The sequence below is a fragment of the Gelidibacter maritimus genome (assembly GCF_014062315.1).
GTDB classification, from domain to species: Bacteria; Bacteroidota; Bacteroidia; order Flavobacteriales; family Flavobacteriaceae; genus Gelidibacter; species Gelidibacter maritimus.
The window spans coordinates 247,035-262,939 of sequence record NZ_JACGLT010000003.1; the positions used below are offsets into that span (position 1 = coordinate 247,035).

Annotated in this window: 12 protein-coding genes; 10 read left to right on the forward strand and 2 right to left on the reverse strand. The window is 35.2% G+C overall.

The genetic code is table 11. The features are described 5' to 3' along the window. Positions 1-310 precede the first annotated feature (310 nt). Entirely contained in the window at positions 311-2,506 is a 2,196-nt protein-coding gene (locus tag H3Z82_RS05515; protein ID WP_182203424.1) for a M43 family zinc metalloprotease, read from the forward strand. 264 nt (positions 2,507-2,770) lie between these two features. Here the strand turns inward: H3Z82_RS05515 and H3Z82_RS05520 are convergent, their stop codons facing one another. After that, positions 2,771-4,399: a sodium/sugar symporter gene (locus tag H3Z82_RS05520; RefSeq protein ID WP_182203427.1), complete on the reverse strand. Its 1,629-nt coding sequence runs from the start codon at positions 4,397-4,399 to the stop codon at positions 2,771-2,773. Positions 4,400-4,680: 281 nt separating this feature from the next. On the opposite strand from H3Z82_RS05520, the gene H3Z82_RS05525 reads away from it, so the two are divergent. From H3Z82_RS05525 to H3Z82_RS05535, 3 genes are all read left to right on the forward strand, one after another. Further along, positions 4,681-5,571 (forward strand): aldose 1-epimerase, encoded by an 891-nt coding sequence (locus tag H3Z82_RS05525; protein ID WP_182203430.1) that lies wholly within the window; start codon positions 4,681-4,683, stop codon positions 5,569-5,571. A gap of 10 nt (positions 5,572-5,581) precedes the next feature. Continuing rightward, positions 5,582-6,730, forward strand: a complete 1,149-nt coding sequence (gene galK, locus H3Z82_RS05530; protein ID WP_182203432.1) for a galactokinase — start codon at positions 5,582-5,584, stop codon at positions 6,728-6,730. A 164-nt stretch (positions 6,731-6,894) separates the two neighbouring features. Further along, positions 6,895-7,917: a UDP-glucose--hexose-1-phosphate uridylyltransferase gene (locus H3Z82_RS05535; protein ID WP_182203435.1), complete on the forward strand. Its 1,023-nt coding sequence runs from the start codon at positions 6,895-6,897 to the stop codon at positions 7,915-7,917. 123 nt (positions 7,918-8,040) lie between these two features. On the opposite strand, the gene H3Z82_RS05540 is transcribed toward H3Z82_RS05535, so the two are convergent. Continuing rightward, positions 8,041-9,297 (reverse strand): oligosaccharide flippase family protein, encoded by a 1,257-nt coding sequence (locus tag H3Z82_RS05540; RefSeq protein WP_182203437.1) that lies wholly within the window; start codon positions 9,295-9,297, stop codon positions 8,041-8,043. Between the two features lie 90 nt (positions 9,298-9,387). Between H3Z82_RS05540 and H3Z82_RS05545 the strand changes: the two genes are divergently transcribed. From H3Z82_RS05545 to H3Z82_RS05570, 6 genes are all read left to right on the forward strand, one after another. Beyond that, the gene (locus tag H3Z82_RS05545) at positions 9,388-10,368 is read left to right on the forward strand and encodes a helix-turn-helix transcriptional regulator (RefSeq protein WP_182203440.1); all 981 of its coding nucleotides are present in this window, start codon (positions 9,388-9,390) and stop codon (positions 10,366-10,368) included. A 407-nt stretch (positions 10,369-10,775) separates the two neighbouring features. Next, complete coding sequence (locus H3Z82_RS05550; protein WP_182203443.1) at positions 10,776-11,123, forward strand: hypothetical protein; 348 nt, start codon at positions 10,776-10,778, stop codon at positions 11,121-11,123. Positions 11,124-11,474: 351 nt separating this feature from the next. Then, positions 11,475-11,684 (forward strand): DUF6140 family protein, encoded by a 210-nt coding sequence (locus tag H3Z82_RS05555; protein WP_182203445.1) that lies wholly within the window; start codon positions 11,475-11,477, stop codon positions 11,682-11,684. An 83-nt stretch (positions 11,685-11,767) separates the two neighbouring features. Beyond that, positions 11,768-13,651 carry a dynamin family protein gene (locus H3Z82_RS05560; protein WP_182203447.1) on the forward strand — a complete coding sequence of 628 codons (1,884 nt, stop codon included), beginning with the start codon at positions 11,768-11,770 and terminating at the stop codon, positions 13,649-13,651. A 5-nt stretch (positions 13,652-13,656) separates the two neighbouring features. Then, positions 13,657-14,046 (forward strand): hypothetical protein, encoded by a 390-nt coding sequence (locus tag H3Z82_RS05565; RefSeq protein ID WP_182203450.1) that lies wholly within the window; start codon positions 13,657-13,659, stop codon positions 14,044-14,046. 5 nt (positions 14,047-14,051) lie between these two features. Continuing rightward, positions 14,052-15,905, forward strand: a complete 1,854-nt coding sequence (locus tag H3Z82_RS05570; protein WP_182203452.1) for a dynamin family protein — start codon at positions 14,052-14,054, stop codon at positions 15,903-15,905.

Genomic DNA, 15,905 nt, shown 5'->3' on the forward strand with positions numbered 1-15,905 from the left:
CATGTGTGGACGGTGGTATTTTATATTGTCATAAAGAGTACGTCTAAGAAACTTAGCCTCACTGCTTAGTTGAAAAGCACATTTATGCAGGTTGTGCTGACCAAAGTTGATGCGTTTTGATCATAAATTTCCATTTGTAAAAATTCAATAAACTTCATTCTGTCTATAGGTTTGTTAATTGCTTTCTCTATCGTAACTATCACTAAATGAGTAACTTATTTCAATTTATTTTTGAAAAACGCTTGTTTTTGAAGTTTATTATAATTATTTTGGTAGGGTCGTTCTTATTAATTTTAATCCACCCTCAGTTATGAAAAAGCGCTATAATTTTTTCGCAACCATTTTCGCCGTTCTTTTTTTTACCCTTCAAAATCATGGGCAAAACCTTCTACCGGCGAATATTTCCCACAAAGGAACAGTTGAAACTAAAAGCATCACCATTAATAAAGAGCTTTGTGGTACAGATTTCATGCATGATCAGAAAATGAAAGAAGATGCTCAGTACCGAGCCGGTCATCAGCGTACTCTACAATCTATGCAAAAAGTGAGCATGCAAAAAGGTGTATCGGCCAACGGTGTTATACAAGTTCCAATTGTAGTTCACGTTATGCATAAAGGCGAGCCTGTTGGGATTGGTACTAATATTTCTGATGCCGATGTGAAAAGAGGTATAAGGTATCTGAATAATTATTGGAGAAAAACAGAGGGTTCACTTGGTGATGGGGTGGGCGTAGATATGAACATTGAATTTGTTTTAGCTGTTCAAGATGAAGACGGAAATTGCACCGATGGTATTTTGAGGATAGATATGAGTGGTGTAACTGAGTATGTCAGTAACGGCGTTAATATAGATAGCACAGACGGGATTGAAGATTATACCGCTGGAGGCGGTGTAAATTCTCTTAAGGAATACAGCATTTGGGACCCAAATAAATATTATAATGTTTGGATTGTAGATCAAATTGACAGCAAGAATTGTTATAATGCCGGTTCAGAATCATATACCGCAGGATATGCATATTTTGCGTCGGCGCATGGTAGACCTTATGATGGTACGGTAGTTTTAAGCTGCTCGTATTTAGATGAATTTTCCAGTACTTTTGCTCATGAGTTAGGACATGCCTTTAACTTACCCCATACTTTTAACGGGGACGACTCTAAAGGAGATGGAAAGGGTGATCAATGTGGTGACGATGGTATTTTTGATACGCCAAGCCATATGAGAATAAGCGCAATAGATCCGCCTATTTATTGTGACAATAGTGATTCTAATGAATGTGACGCGTCATTTGATCAAATAACAAACCCGGATACAGGCTTCAGAAGAAATACAGGGACACATCAAGATCACATGAGTAATTATATGAATTATACAAGTTGCCGCAATGAATTTACTGGAGGACAAAGAGCGGTCGTGAATACTGCACTGAATGGCATGAGAGCTTCTTTCCTAACGAGCACGGCATTAACGCCAACTTCGCAAGTGGAAGTTGAGTTCACATCTCAATTGGACCTTGCATGTTTGGGAGAAGAGGTGAGTTTTTACGATCAATCAACCTGTTCGCCCAATAGTTATACGGATACTAGTTACGACGATACATCATTTCTTTGGACTTTCGATAACAACGTGGATGAACCTTATACTTCAACGGATCAAAACCCTAATATAATATTTAATAACGCTGGCATTTATGATGTAACGCTTGCCATTACAAATGCACATGGAGCATCCAGTTTAACCAAAGCGGAAGGTATAACTGTTAGTGCAGGAATGGTGTCCGCGTGTGATCTCACCAGTTATAATAATGACCAGGATTATGGTCTCGGGGTTACCAATGTGTCATTTAATACCATCAACAAAGAAACCTATACTTTTATTCCAAAAACGGCCATGCAAGATTTTACCTGTTCTGATAACACAACTATTCATCTTGGGTCTTCTTATGATTTAGTGGTCACCTACAAATCAAGAGATAGTGGTACACAACATACCGAAGTATGGATAGATTGGGACAATAATGGCATATTTGAAACTTCAAACAGTCATGGAGTCAATGAACGTGTTTTAACTCATGATATTGGGGTCAATTCAATCGGCTCACCTTCAGTCAGTATAACTCCACCTGCTACGGCTACCCTAAATACCATATTGAGGATGCGGGTTATATCAGAATATACTAAAGCCCCTGTGGTGTGTGGCGATGGGTTGGCACAACGTGCGGATGATTATGGCGTGATGGTAGCAAATACGTTAAGCGTCAGTGCGTTTACAAGTCCTAAATTTATGCTGTATCCGAATCCGACCAAGGATGTTTTAACCCTTCATTTAGAAAACAATGGCCAAATCAAAGGATATAAAGTTTATGATATTACGGGGAAGGAAGTAATGAATATTGCAAAAATCGATAAAAACTCCATTGAGGTGTCAGGGTTACCAAAGGGTTTCTATTTTGTGAAGGTAGAAACAGATACTGCAGAATTGGTAGGTAAATTTATTAAGGAGTAAAGAATTCGATGTGAATTAGTGCGTGGACTATTGTTCCAAACTAAAACATTTAAGAAGCCCATCAAATAGTTTTGAGTCGGCTTCTTTCATGAAAAGTTAGACCAATTAACTACCTAATATCGTGTTTGGTCGTTCAGTTAAGTATTTTAGATTTTGGACATTGATTTCTTTTCCACAATCGACATTTTTGTTAAAACGATAAAGCCCTTTCTCAGGATAAGAGAAAGGGCTTTGTTTTAAATGATGATAATTTTTAATCTACCATTACCAAAACAATGCGTATAAAACTGCGGTAATAATACAAACGACCATCGCACCTACATTGAACAAAGGCGTCGTTTTAAATAGGTCTTTTGTAAACACTATACCTTTAGCATCGTCAGCACCTTTATTTTGAAGATAGCTCAATACGATAATGATGAGCATGGTGAGCACTGCCGTGATTCCCATTTGATGCATCCAAGGTTCTAACGCATCAATTGGCGCAAACTTAAGCACTAAGGCAATTGGAATGGATAGAATGGCGCCCCAAATTGCAGCGTTATTGGTGGTTTTCTTCCAGAATAGACCTAATATGAATACCGCTAAAATTCCCGGACTTACAATACCAGTATATTCTTGAATAAACTGAAACGCTTGATCGATACCTCCTAAAAGTGGTGCTACAATAACGGCGATAATTAAGGCTATTGCGCCCGAAATACGGCCCACACCAACCGTCATCTTATCAGATGAGTTTTTATTGATGTATTGTTTGTAAATGTCCATGGTGAAAATGGTGGACGTCGAGTTGATCATGGAAGCCAACGATGATACAATCGCTGCCGCAAGCGCCGCAAAGGCAATCCCTTTTAATCCGGTAGGTAAAAACTGCAATAACCACGGGTAGGCTTTATCGGCTTGGTCTGAAGTGGGAACGTTTGATATGCCTGCTTCACCCAAAGTGGCCATAATAGACGGATCATTAATCATGACATAAGCCGCAATACCAGGAACGACAACAATCAATGGGATGAGGAGCTTTAAAAACGCTGCCAGCAAAATACCTTTTTGAGCTTCTTTTAAAGATTTGGCCGCTAAAGTTCTTTGAATAATATATTGATTGAATCCCCAGTAATATAGATTGGCCACCCACAAGCCTCCTACCAGTACCCAAATTCCGGGAAGATTGTTGAAATTATCATTAGCCTCATCGAGTATCATGTGGAATTTTTCTGGTGCTGCGTCCAAAATAGCTGAAAAACCTGCCATGGCACCTTCGCCTCCAGATACGGTGTTTAAGGCCAAGTATGTGGTTACCAAACCACCTAAAACTAAGAAAACCACCTGTATGACATCGGTCCATGCCACAGCAGATAATCCCCCATAAAGAGAGTAGGCCGCTGCAAATAAAGCTAACCCGATAATGGCATAGATCATATCTACGCCCATAATTGTTTCTATAGCTAAACCACCGAGATAAAGTACCGAAGCGAGATTTACAAAGACGTAAAGACCGATCCAAAAAACAGCCAATATGGTCTTCAGATTTGTTGAGAAACGTTTTTCAACAAACTCTGGAATGGTATAAAGTCCTTTTTCAATAAAAATGGGTAAAAAATACTTTCCAACAATTAGAAGTGTTAAGGCAGCCATCCATTCATAGGATGCAATAGCAATACCCAGTGCAAAACCGGAACCAGACATCCCAATAAACTGCTCCGCCGAAATATTGGCAGCAATTAATGACGCCCCAATTGCCCACCAAGGCAATGATTTACTTGCTAAAAAATAATCCTCTGCATTTTTTTGGTGCCCTTTTTTATCTCTGGAAACCCATAAGCCTACGCCTAAAATAAGTGCTCCATAGGCAATAAAGACCACATAATCCCACGAATGAAAACCTGATGCCATAAATAATTGATTGTGTTAGTTTAGTTTTTCATTTCAAATATATGTAAATATTCCGTTTGACTATGGTTACATTTTAATTTCTTAAAAACAAAAAATGTTTTAGTAAGGCTTTTCTATATATTTGTAATACTGCGGTTTCAGATGAGGTCAATAAAACCTAATAAAAATCAAAAATGGAGACCATTAGAAACTATTGAAAGATCGTTGCATCTGATTTGTTCGAAGCGAAATGCATTAAAATGAGATCGGCCTTAGAAATTAGTGTTTAAGAATTCTATATTATGTACAGTATCACACAAAATGATCAGTCGGGAAGTGTTGAAATAAAGAATGTTGCTCAAGGCGTGTATGCTAAGATATACCTTAATGACGGCGGCAGTTTGCAAGAACTCACTTTAGATAACGTGCCGCTCATTGTTGATTTGGCACCATTAACATATGATACTACCTATGCTTCTGCTATATTGTTCCCGTTCGCAAATCGGATAAAGGATGGGCAATACCGTTTTAAGGGCCAAGAATTTCAACTGAACCCAAATCAAAAAGAAGAGCATAATGCGCTACATGGATTGGTATATAACAAAACTTTTTTAGTGACGCATCAATCGGTTCAGAAGGAGCGTGCTGAAATTATCATGGAATATGATTACAAGCAGGTGGAGGCTGGTTTTCCGTTTACTTTTAAGATGCAATTAAAATATACGTTTACCCAAACTGGTCTGAATATAAACATTTCGGTAATCAACACATCGGAAACTGCTTTTCCTTTCACCATAGGTTGGCATCCCTACTTTTTGAGCGAAAATCTTGAAAATAGTATTCTTAAATTTGAAAGTGAACACAAATTGAATATTGGTGAACGTAATATTGGATCCCATTTAGAGCCGATATCTCCTATTGATTCCGTAGTTTTAAAAAATAAAGACTTAGACGATTGTTGGCAGATAAAAGGCACCGACGTAAAATTTGATACACCATTTTACAAATTAGTGCTGTCCTCGTCGGAAACCGATGCTTTTTTACAGCTCTACACACCGCCAAAAGAACATATAATTGCTATTGAACCAACTACGGGAGTTTCTGATAGCTTTAATAATAACATAGGATTAAAATTCTTAGAGCCTAGAAAAACATTCGAAATCGACTGGGCTTTAAAAGTTTACACCAACTAAAAACGATACGATGATTGCAAATTTGGTTAAAGAGGTTGAAAGCTCTTTTCAAAAACAGTTTAAATCAGAACCTTTAATTGTGTTTTCGCCTGGGCGGATCAATCTGATAGGAGAGCACACCGATTATAACGAAGGTTTTGTATTCCCAGCTGCCATTGATAAAGGAATTGCATTGGCCATTCAAAAGAGTGAAGACAGCAACAGTAAGGTTTTTGCAGTAGATAAAAGCGAACTTTATGAGTTTTCTTTGGATGATATTAAACCTTTAAAAAATGGCGATTGGCGAAACTATATCCTGGGCGTCGTTGCTGAATTGCAGGTTCTTGGTAAGGAAGTCGGTAATTTTAACGGTGTCTTTTCTGGAAATATCCCGGGTGGTGCCGGTATGTCTTCTTCGGCAGCTTTAGAAAATAGTTTTGTATTTGGATTGAATGAGCTCTTCAATCTCGGTCTGACAAAAGAAGAAATGATTTATGTGTCCCAAAAGGCAGAACACAATTTTGCGGGTGTAAAATGTGGCATTATGGATCAATATGCCAGTATGTTTGGCATAGAAGACAGTGCGCTGCTTTTAGATTGTAGGACGGTGACTGCCAAACCCTATCAAATCGATTTTAAGGACTACGAATTGATGCTGATCAATACCAATGTCAAGCATGATTTAGCTGAAACTGCCTATAACGATCGCCGTGCCGTTTGTGAAAACGTATCTGAAATGCTTGGAATTGTCGCGCTAAGGGATGCTACAACCTCCGATTTAGATAAAATTAAAGAGGATATATCTGAGGAAGATTATCAAAAGGCCTTGTACGTCATTGAAGAAAACAATCGTGTAAAGAAATTTGCGGCAGCCATTGAAAAAGATGATTTGGGTACTTTGGGCAGTTTGCTCTTCCAATCGCATGATGGGTTGAGCATTCAATATAAGGTGAGCTGCACCGAGCTCGATTTTTTGGTGACCCAAGCACAGGGAAGTTCCGATGTTATTGGCGCTCGGATGATGGGCGGTGGCTTTGGCGGTTGCACCATAAATTTGGTGAGAAAGAGTGGCATGGAGAAGTTCAAAAAGCAAGTCTCAGAAAACTTTAAAGATGAATTTGGAAGAGACTGCTCTATTTATGAAGTGAAACTTTCTCAAGGAACACATTTGGTAAATTGACTTAGACATAAAGAGCAAAGAACTAAGAATCAAGACTCAATTGATAGAAAAACAGGTGTTTTCAGCTTTAAGAAAGTTGAATGCTCTTTTGAATTTTTAAATATTTTACTATTTTAAGCGGAGAACCCCTATTGAAAAGTGAAATTAAAATAACAGAAAATACCATGGACAATAATTTACAAGACTATTCACATAAACGCTACAATATCCTTACTGGCGAATGGGTATTGGTATCGCCTCATCGCGCAAAACGGCCATGGCAGGGACAGAATGAGGAAATTTCTGATGAAGAACGCCCAGCGCACGACCCAAGCTGTTATTTGTGTGCAGGCAATACGCGAATTAATGGCGAGCAAAATCCTGATTATAAAGATGTCTTTATTTTTACGAACGATTTTGCGGCACTACAGACCACGTCACCTAATTTTTCTGTAAACGACGGGTTGTTTAGAGCAGAAAGCGAACAAGGGATTTGTAAAGTTATTTGTTTTAGTCCTGACCATTCAAAGAGTTTGGCAGATATGGACGTTCAGGATATTGCTAAAGTTGTAGAAGCTTGGAAAAATGAATATATAGAGTTAGGCGCCAACGAGCTTATTAACTACGTTCAGATTTTTGAAAATAAAGGAGCGGTCATGGGCTGCAGCAATCCGCATCCGCATGGGCAAATTTGGAGTCAATCTACACTTCCTAATGAGGTTGAGAAGAAAGATCAGCATCAACAAGCTTATTATAACCAAAATAAAAGTAGTCTCTTGGGAGATTATCTAAAGCAGGAATTGGAAGTGAATGAGCGTATTATTTATCAAAACGAAGATTTTGTGGTACTCACGCCATTCTGGGCAATTTGGCCTTTTGAAACCATGATTGCACCTAAAAAGAATTACAAAGATATTTCAGAACTTTCAGATGACGAAGGGGTGGCGTTTGCAGATGCTATTTCAAAAATCACTAAAGCTTATGATAAGCTGTTTCAGACCTCATTCCCGTATTCAAGTGGAATTCACCAAGCACCAACCAACGGTGAGAATAATGAACATTGGCATTGGCATATGAGTTTTTATCCGCCATTATTACGAAGCGCCACAGTAAAGAAATTTATGGTAGGCTACGAGATGTTTGGTTCCCCACAACGTGATATTACTGCGGAGCAAGCGGTGGATAGGTTGAAAGCGTTAATATCTTAATGTAGTCACCAAATCTGTAAACGCATTTGTAGGCTTCCAATCGGATATTGGTTCAAAATAGTTATAGGCCTTTGCGGATAGGGTCAAACACTACGATTATTAGAAAGAATCTTTCATAGTTACTTAAAACAGCTTCAGCACCTGTCTTCTGCTGTCTTTATCGATAAAAACATATAGTATATTGGTAACAAAATGGCTTGTTAACACAGCTATTGCTGCCCCAATTGCATGCCAAGTGGGAATTAACAAATAATATAAAATGAGGTTTGTGCAACATCCCAAAATAAATCGGTACACGTTTTTTTGTAAATCGTTAGTGTTGACCAAATGCTTCTCGTAAATCATTCCTATAAAAATAAAAAGGGGAGCCCAACAGAAAATTAATAATGGAAGTTTTGCTTCAGCATAGGAAGCTGTGAAATATTTATCCAGAATAATACTGCCGAATAAAGTGTATATGGCACCGATGGACAGTCCTAAAATTAACATAAACTTGATAAGGCTTTTAATTTTTTTCTGATAGCGATAACTATCGCTTTTATAAGATTCCGCCAAAGATGGATATAGTGCATTGATGACAGAAAAGCCGATATTCCAGCTTAAAATGATGACCAAAAATTGCACTGTGGCAAAAATGCCGTTAGCATGGTCACCATGGTAATATTTCAGAAATAATTCGTCAATAGTAATGTAAAACATGATTAGTGCGTTGGAAATGATCAATGGGAATGACATTTTTAATAAGGATGCTCCCAAGGTCCAAGAAAATGTCCATTGCCTAAATAGCACAAGTTTTTTATGCTTCAGAATGATGATATATATTAACCCTTGTATGAGGAAATCAAAAACAATGAGCTTTGCAAAATAGTACACATCAAATTGGTTCTTAACCCCGTAGTATTGCAATGCTACAATTATAGCTAAGCTCGTTATCTTGCTGATAAAAATTATTTTCGTCCATTTTTTAGCAAGTAGATAATATTCAAAAACATTGGTCAATTTAAATAAATAGCTACACGCTATGATGAGGTATAATCCTGTTAAGGGACTTTCTTCGGTAAAATTAAAATAGAGGATGATTCCTAAAAATATCACACTCCAGCTAATCAATCGCAGATAAAACGCCATGGCCAAAATACGCTGCGTGAACTTTGAATAAAAAATAATTTCTCGGATACATATGGCGGACAAGCCAAGCAAAAATAATGGCGATAAAAGTTCCAAAACAGATTCAACAAATTTGAGTCGTCCAATATCAACAGTTCCTAATGTGCTAAAAATTTTTGGTACTATAAAAACACCGGAAATGAGTTGAATGATCTTTTCGAGCGTAAACCATTTGGTCGCTATAAAATCCTGTTTGCTAAAAACGTAGGTCATTGGGAATAATTAGGCAGCCAAATATATTAAAACTGAAAACTTTTAACGATTTGAAAGTAAATTATTACATTCGTTTTTATAAATATCGCTATGACCCCAGAGTTTCTCCGTCGATACTATATTCTACGTATCATCTCCAATCCTAAAGTGTACGGAATTGAGAAAAACGGCTATGTGCCACTTCCCGATTTGCAAAAAGCACTTGATCAATTGCGTGTTGATAATATAGATGATGCGCTTTACGACAAGTTAAATCAGTATAGTCAAAAAACAGTTAAACGTGATCTGGAAAAAATAAAGTCCTACTATCAAACTGTAATATTATTTAAGCGCAATTATGGCTATTATATTGAAGGTTATGAAATAAGTGATGTTTTAAAAGATGTTTACGAAAAAACAGAAATCTATTTGCTTCATCATCATGCCCATTCTTGGAAAGCCCATGTTACAACGTCTCGCACTTCTTTAGGGCCCGAAATAGATTTAGTGCCACTTATCCACGCTATAGAGCATCAGTTTTTAGTTGAGTTGGAATACCGTGGTTGGTATGATGATAATGGTTTTCAGGCTATAACGGGGTTTTTTCAACCGCTTCATTTAAAAGAAGTTAAAAAGTCATGGTATTTAATAGCGCATAACAAAAAAGTGGGCATATATGCTTTTTGTTTGGATGAGCGGATGACCAACCTGCGTATTACAAAGCAGGAGGTCAAACACCCAATTGCCTTTAATTCCTTTGAATATTTTAAGCATGCCATCGGTATTCTTAAGACGGATATATCTCCAGAATGGATCCACATTCAAGTGGCCAATCATCATTTTAAGTATTTAAAAAACAATCCCCTTCATCATTCCCAAAAAATAGTGGCCTATCCTCAGGAGATGAATACCCCCGAATTGGATTATGGCAATTCAAATATTTGGGGTGAAATTAAAGTGTTTTTGGAACCCAATTATGAGTTTTTAATGGAGGTTTTAAAATACAACCAATGGGTCAGGGTTACCAGTCCAGAGCATGTCAAGGATTATGTAAAGCAGCACTTGAGCTGTATTGTGGCATATTACAAATAGGATGTCACCTTTACAAAAACACTGAAGTTTTGTGAAGCTACACTAAGAGTTTTATAAGGGTATTACTACTTACCGCCTAATCTAACTTTTTTTAAATCATATCTTCTAACTGCACTCTCAACTTCCATTTCAATTTCCACTTCAACTTCAATTTCAATTTTCCACTCCATCTTCTAATCCCTCATTTCTAATCTTCATTTCCCTGTATATCCTTTGTTTTATGTATTGTTTTGATTTTTAAACACAAAAAGAACGTCTACTTTTCAATATTCCCACTATATGGGAAAGCATGTGTCTATCATTGCATTATTAAAGTAGAGCATTAGCGCTAATGCTTTCGAGAAACCAAGTTAAAATATAGAACAACATTAAAACAAATAAATTTTTAACCTCTTAAATATTTTATAATGACAGCAGTATATATCATCGGAATTGTAATTGGAATTATTTTATTCTTTGTGCTCGGATATTATTTATGGTCTACGGCGCTTGATAAATATGACTATAACATATTTAATTTGGGCGTAATAATTAGAGGATTAATTGCAATGGGTTGTTTATGGTTTGGAATAGTTATGATTGATGCTGCCGATGGTTCAACAACTGTTTGGCTCATTGTTTCGGGTGTTTTATGGGTATGGACCTTTGTGGCTACGGCATCCAGAACCAGTATACCTATAGCTGTCTTTTCATTAATTTATCAGCTATTTGCAGTAGTGTTAATTAAATCGGCCATTAATAAAATCATGAAATAGAGCGGAATGGATAAAACAGATTAGGTTCATTATCTCATACCTTAGTATCCCCAAAATATGGAAAAAGTATCTTCTAAAATTGCAGTAGCAACGAAATTGTTTTGAAATAGACATATTTTGTCCGTTTCAAATATAGTTTTGAACATTTACCAACCTAAAATGCCCAAACCTAGATTTATGGCTACCTACACCTGCTTAAAATGTGGTATCTCAAAAAATGATACTCTAAATTCCCAATTAAATACGCGTGTTACCTGTACTAGTGGTAATAAAAACGCTGAAGTTGCTTTCCATAAGTGGGAAAAGATTTCAGAAGAGGATTTGTTTGTCTAATAACCATTAACAATTTATATGGCAACATTTGAAATTAAAACAAAACGCGCAATGAACGTGCAAGGCGAGTTTGTTGATGCTGGTTTAACGGTGCAGATCAGCAGTATGTTTAACAATCCTTTTGATGAGGTTGATAAAATACATAAGGCGTTTATGAGAGTACATGGGATAGACTTGAAGCCTGAGGGATATTTGAGTTTGGGGTGGTTGGTTTTCGTGAGAATATAAAAGTTTTACTTTATATGTAAATCCAACATTTAAATATAACATTGTTATTGCAGATTTATTAATAGAAAAAATTAAAAAATAGAATGGAAAAATTAGACTATTTAATAGAAGTTGCTAGTTCTTTAAAATCGAATGATGTATTGGCAGAGCTGATTTATATAAAGAATCGGTTAGCATCAGATGCATCAGAATTGATATTACCAATTGTTGGAGAGTTTAGTTCAGGAAAAACGACTTTCATTAATAAATTAACAGAAGGGAAGAAACTAGAAACGGCTACTAAGCCAACAACTTCAGTTATTTATGAAATCTATTTTGGCAAAGAGAAAGAAAAGGCTGAAATCATATTTGAAAATGGGGTCGTGAAAGATGTAGAGGATATTACCTCTATAAAAAACGATCACTTAAATAATGTAAAACGCATTAAAATATACGATACGAGTCAGAAAATAGCAAACAAAACTATTTTGGTTGATACGCCTGGGATATCTTCAAATAATCCTAAGCATTTAGAAGCACTAAGTAGTTATTTGCCTGAGGCAGATGCAATATTTTTATTTTCGGATGTTAATCAACAAATTACCAACTCGCTTTTAGATTTTATTAGCACAAATAACATAGTGCATTTACCGCTGTATTTAGTGTTGACCAAAAAAGATGATAAAACTAAAGAAGAGTTAGAGAGTATTAAGCAATATATAACTAAACACATCGGATTAGATTTAGATAATATTATCAGTATTTCCGCAAAGAATAATGATTTAGATGAGTTTTTTCAATTAATGCATAAAATTCAGGATGACAAAAATAATATTATTAATAAAGCTTTAGGATATAGGATAGAAAAAACAGCTCATTATTTGAAAGCACACATTGAAAACTTAATAGAGAATACAAGCTCTGAATCTAATTTTCAGGATGAAATAAAAAATGAAAGGAGGAAGCTCGATAGGACAATAACCGCCATAGATAACCTAATTCATGATATCCAGAATGAAATAGATGATATTGAGTATGATGCTGTTAAACAGTTTGAGAGCCAAATACATTCTAAATTGAATAGTTTAATTACTAAAAATAGTGAGAATATAGATAATGAAGCCGTTGGCATAATTAATAGTACAGCTAATTTAGTTTTCTCAAATTATCAAAAGGAAATTCAAAGAAAGCTATATATGACAGCGTCAGAAAGGAGAAGTTCAGAATTAGTGCCATTGAGGTCAATAGAAGGTATAGATTTTTCAGGTATTAGTATTGGCCAATTATCTTACGGAATGAATTTATCTGAAGCAGGTCAGAGTACCGTTAAGAATATAGCAACAGGTATAAAGACCGCAGCGGTAATTGGCGCAGTCGCAGTAACTGTAGTAACTGCAGGAGCTGCTGGCGCAACAGCAGCCGCTACAGCTACAGCTACAGGTGCTGCACCAGCAGCAACAGGAACAGCAGCAGCCGTTAGTTTAGCAAACAAAGCTACAACAGCTATTAACGTCGCAGATACTGCAAGTGATCTTGCTAGTATGCATTCAAATAGACGTTTAAGAAAAAAAATAGCTGAACAGGCTCAACATGCTGGTAAATATATGGAACATTACAAAAAGCATGTGAAAACCTATGATGACTACAATAAACAAGCTGGACAAATGATAAAGCCCAATCAAAAACTCGGATTTATGGAAGGTGCTATTAGCACCGCAACTGATGGAATTATTGGGAAGCCAGAAAGGAAAAGAATGATAAATAACTTTTTAAGAGAATCTCTTAATCCTGAGTTCAAAAATAAGTTAAAGACTATTTCTAGTAATCTATTAAATGATATGCGAAATTCATTAAACCAAGAGGCAACTATAACCATCAATCAAATCGAAGAACATTTGATCGAGTTAGAAGAACTGAAAAAGAATGAAAAAGAAGGTTTTGATGCTTACATGAAATCACTAAGACAATATTTAGAAAAACTATCATAATTAATATGAGTGGATTAATATTTATTATTGGTGCAGCTGTAGGCGGAGGAGCATGTTATTTTTATTTTTCGAAAAGTGACAAAGCTTTAAAACAGCAACTTAATGATGTAAATCAGAATCTTCTAACACAACAAAAAACAGCTTCTTTAGAGCTGAAGGATTTGGAGTATGAATTACAATTAAAAGGTCATGAATTAAAAAAAACACTAAAAGAAAATGACTCAACTGAAGATAGAATTGATGATTTACATTTTGATCTTTCTAAATTAAAAAAGGAAAATCAATACTTAAAGGAAGAAAACGAGAAGTTTTCGTCAATTACTAGAGAGTATGAAATGCTTTTCAAAGCAAAAAAAGATGAAATAGCAAAATTAAAAAGTCAACTGAATAAGTAATTTAAATGGATTATCTAACAATTATAATTGCCGTAGTAGCATTATTACTTGGAGCAATTTTAAGCTTTTTTTTTGCCCCGAAAATTAGAAAGGAAAAAAAATTAAACACTAACCAATCACTGAAAGACAATAGTATCCAGGTAAAGAATTCAACAAGCGAGGATTTGTTCATATTAGAAAATGAGATTTCTAAACTGAAAGAAGAGTTGACGGAATCGGAAGCTAAGATTTCCGAGTATGAAGAAGAAAATAAATCTATAAAGACTGATGGTGATATAATTTCTGATTCAGATCAAACTAGTGATGAGAAACTAAAAGAATTAGATGAAGAAATTACTCAATTGAAAGATGAAATTGAAGATTTAGAAGATGAGATTTCTGACCTAAAGAAAAGCAACAATCGAGTAAAAGAAGAAGTAAGTGCTTTAGATGAAAAGGTTTATGTAATTGAAAAGGAAAAAAGGGAAATTACCGAAACTTATCAACAAAATTTAAAAAAACTAGAAGAAACTGAAAATGAAAACAAGGTACAGAAAGAAAGTTTAAGCTTTGTTAGTGATATTTTAAATGCAAATAATGCGGTGAACGAAAAATTCATAGAAGTTGCTCATAAAACCTGGGAGATTTATTCTACTATAAGTAATGACTTACGATATTCTTTAGGGTATTTGGAGAACAATTTTATTTCAGATGATTTTTTAGAAGACTGTTGGAACTGGCGAAATCAAGAGGTTAAAACCTGGATAAAGGACAAAAGAGTAGTGGCCATTGTTGGTGAATTTTCTGCAGGAAAAACATCGATTGTGAATAGAATTCTAAAACAAGATGATCCCAATGCTGTTGAATTACCTGTAAAATCTACAGAAACTACCGCAATTCCAACTTATATTTCAAAAGGAATAGATTTTAATTGCCAATTCTATTCACCTTCTGGTGATTTAAAAAATATTTCTGTAGAATCATTTCAAAAAGTAACAAAATCAGTTTTAGATGATATCAATATTTCTTCGCTTGTGAAATATTTTGTGCTTTCCTATAGCAATAAAAACTTATCTGATATCTCTATTTTAGACACGCCTGGATTTGGCTCAAATAGTGATGAAATTATTAGTAAAACCACGGAGGTTGTAAAAGAGGCCGATGCTTTATTCTGGGTTGTTGATGCCAACACTGGAGAAATAAACAATAGTTCTATGAACGTTATTAAAGAGAATCTTCAAAAAGTACCGCTTTATATTATTATAAATAAATCTGATACTAAAAGTCAAAATGATTTAAATGATTTAAAAACGAAAATAGAAGAGACATTGAATAAAAATTGTATTAACTATCAAGAAGTAATCTTATTTTCTCACAAATATGAGATAGATGAGTTGATGGGTATACTTAATGGCATAGCACCTAAAAAAAGCCCAAAAGTTATTAGTAGAGTAAATGAAGAAATTAACAGAACATTAAAAATATCAAAAGCTTCATTAAATAAATTAAACAAGGAAACAATAGACCTTAATTATGACGTGGATGATAGCATATCTATATTAGAACAAACAATACAAAATATTGGACACTCACTTGAGGACATGGATGATGTTATTTCATTTGAATATCCTCTTTTTAGTAAAAATTATTACAAAATAAAAGAGAGTGATTATGGGAGATTTGAAAAAGGGATGAGTCAAATAATAGAGTCTACAAATAGTCTACCAGACAATATAAATGAGTTTAGATCTAATAGCGAAAATTATTCTATGAAAATTGACGAAACAAATGAAATAAAACATTATATCGACTATTTATCAAAATCAAGAAAAACCTTTATGGAATTAGTAAATGCTTATAACCCAAAATTATTAAATTAA

Bases quoted from the DNA above. Each gene is read 5' to 3' on its own strand.
- H3Z82_RS05555 (WP_182203445.1), top strand. From the start codon at position 11,475: ATGGCAACATTTGAAATTAAAACAAAACGCGCAATGAACGTGCAAGGC.
- H3Z82_RS05515 (WP_182203424.1), top strand. From the start codon at position 311: ATGAAAAAGCGCTATAATTTTTTCGCAACCATTTTCGCCGTTCTTTTT.
- H3Z82_RS05540 (WP_182203437.1), bottom strand. From the start codon at position 9,297: ATGACCTACGTTTTTAGCAAACAGGATTTTATAGCGACCAAATGGTTT.
- H3Z82_RS05525 (WP_182203430.1), top strand. From the start codon at position 4,681: ATGTACAGTATCACACAAAATGATCAGTCGGGAAGTGTTGAAATAAAG.
- H3Z82_RS05550 (WP_182203443.1), top strand. From the start codon at position 10,776: ATGACAGCAGTATATATCATCGGAATTGTAATTGGAATTATTTTATTC.
- H3Z82_RS05535 (WP_182203435.1), top strand. From the start codon at position 6,895: ATGGACAATAATTTACAAGACTATTCACATAAACGCTACAATATCCTT.
- H3Z82_RS05565 (WP_182203450.1), top strand. From the start codon at position 13,657: ATGAGTGGATTAATATTTATTATTGGTGCAGCTGTAGGCGGAGGAGCA.
- H3Z82_RS05545 (WP_182203440.1), top strand. From the start codon at position 9,388: ATGACCCCAGAGTTTCTCCGTCGATACTATATTCTACGTATCATCTCC.
- galK (WP_182203432.1), top strand. From the start codon at position 5,582: ATGATTGCAAATTTGGTTAAAGAGGTTGAAAGCTCTTTTCAAAAACAG.
- H3Z82_RS05520 (WP_182203427.1), bottom strand. From the start codon at position 4,399: ATGGCATCAGGTTTTCATTCGTGGGATTATGTGGTCTTTATTGCCTAT.
- H3Z82_RS05560 (WP_182203447.1), top strand. From the start codon at position 11,768: ATGGAAAAATTAGACTATTTAATAGAAGTTGCTAGTTCTTTAAAATCG.
- H3Z82_RS05570 (WP_182203452.1), top strand. From the start codon at position 14,052: ATGGATTATCTAACAATTATAATTGCCGTAGTAGCATTATTACTTGGA.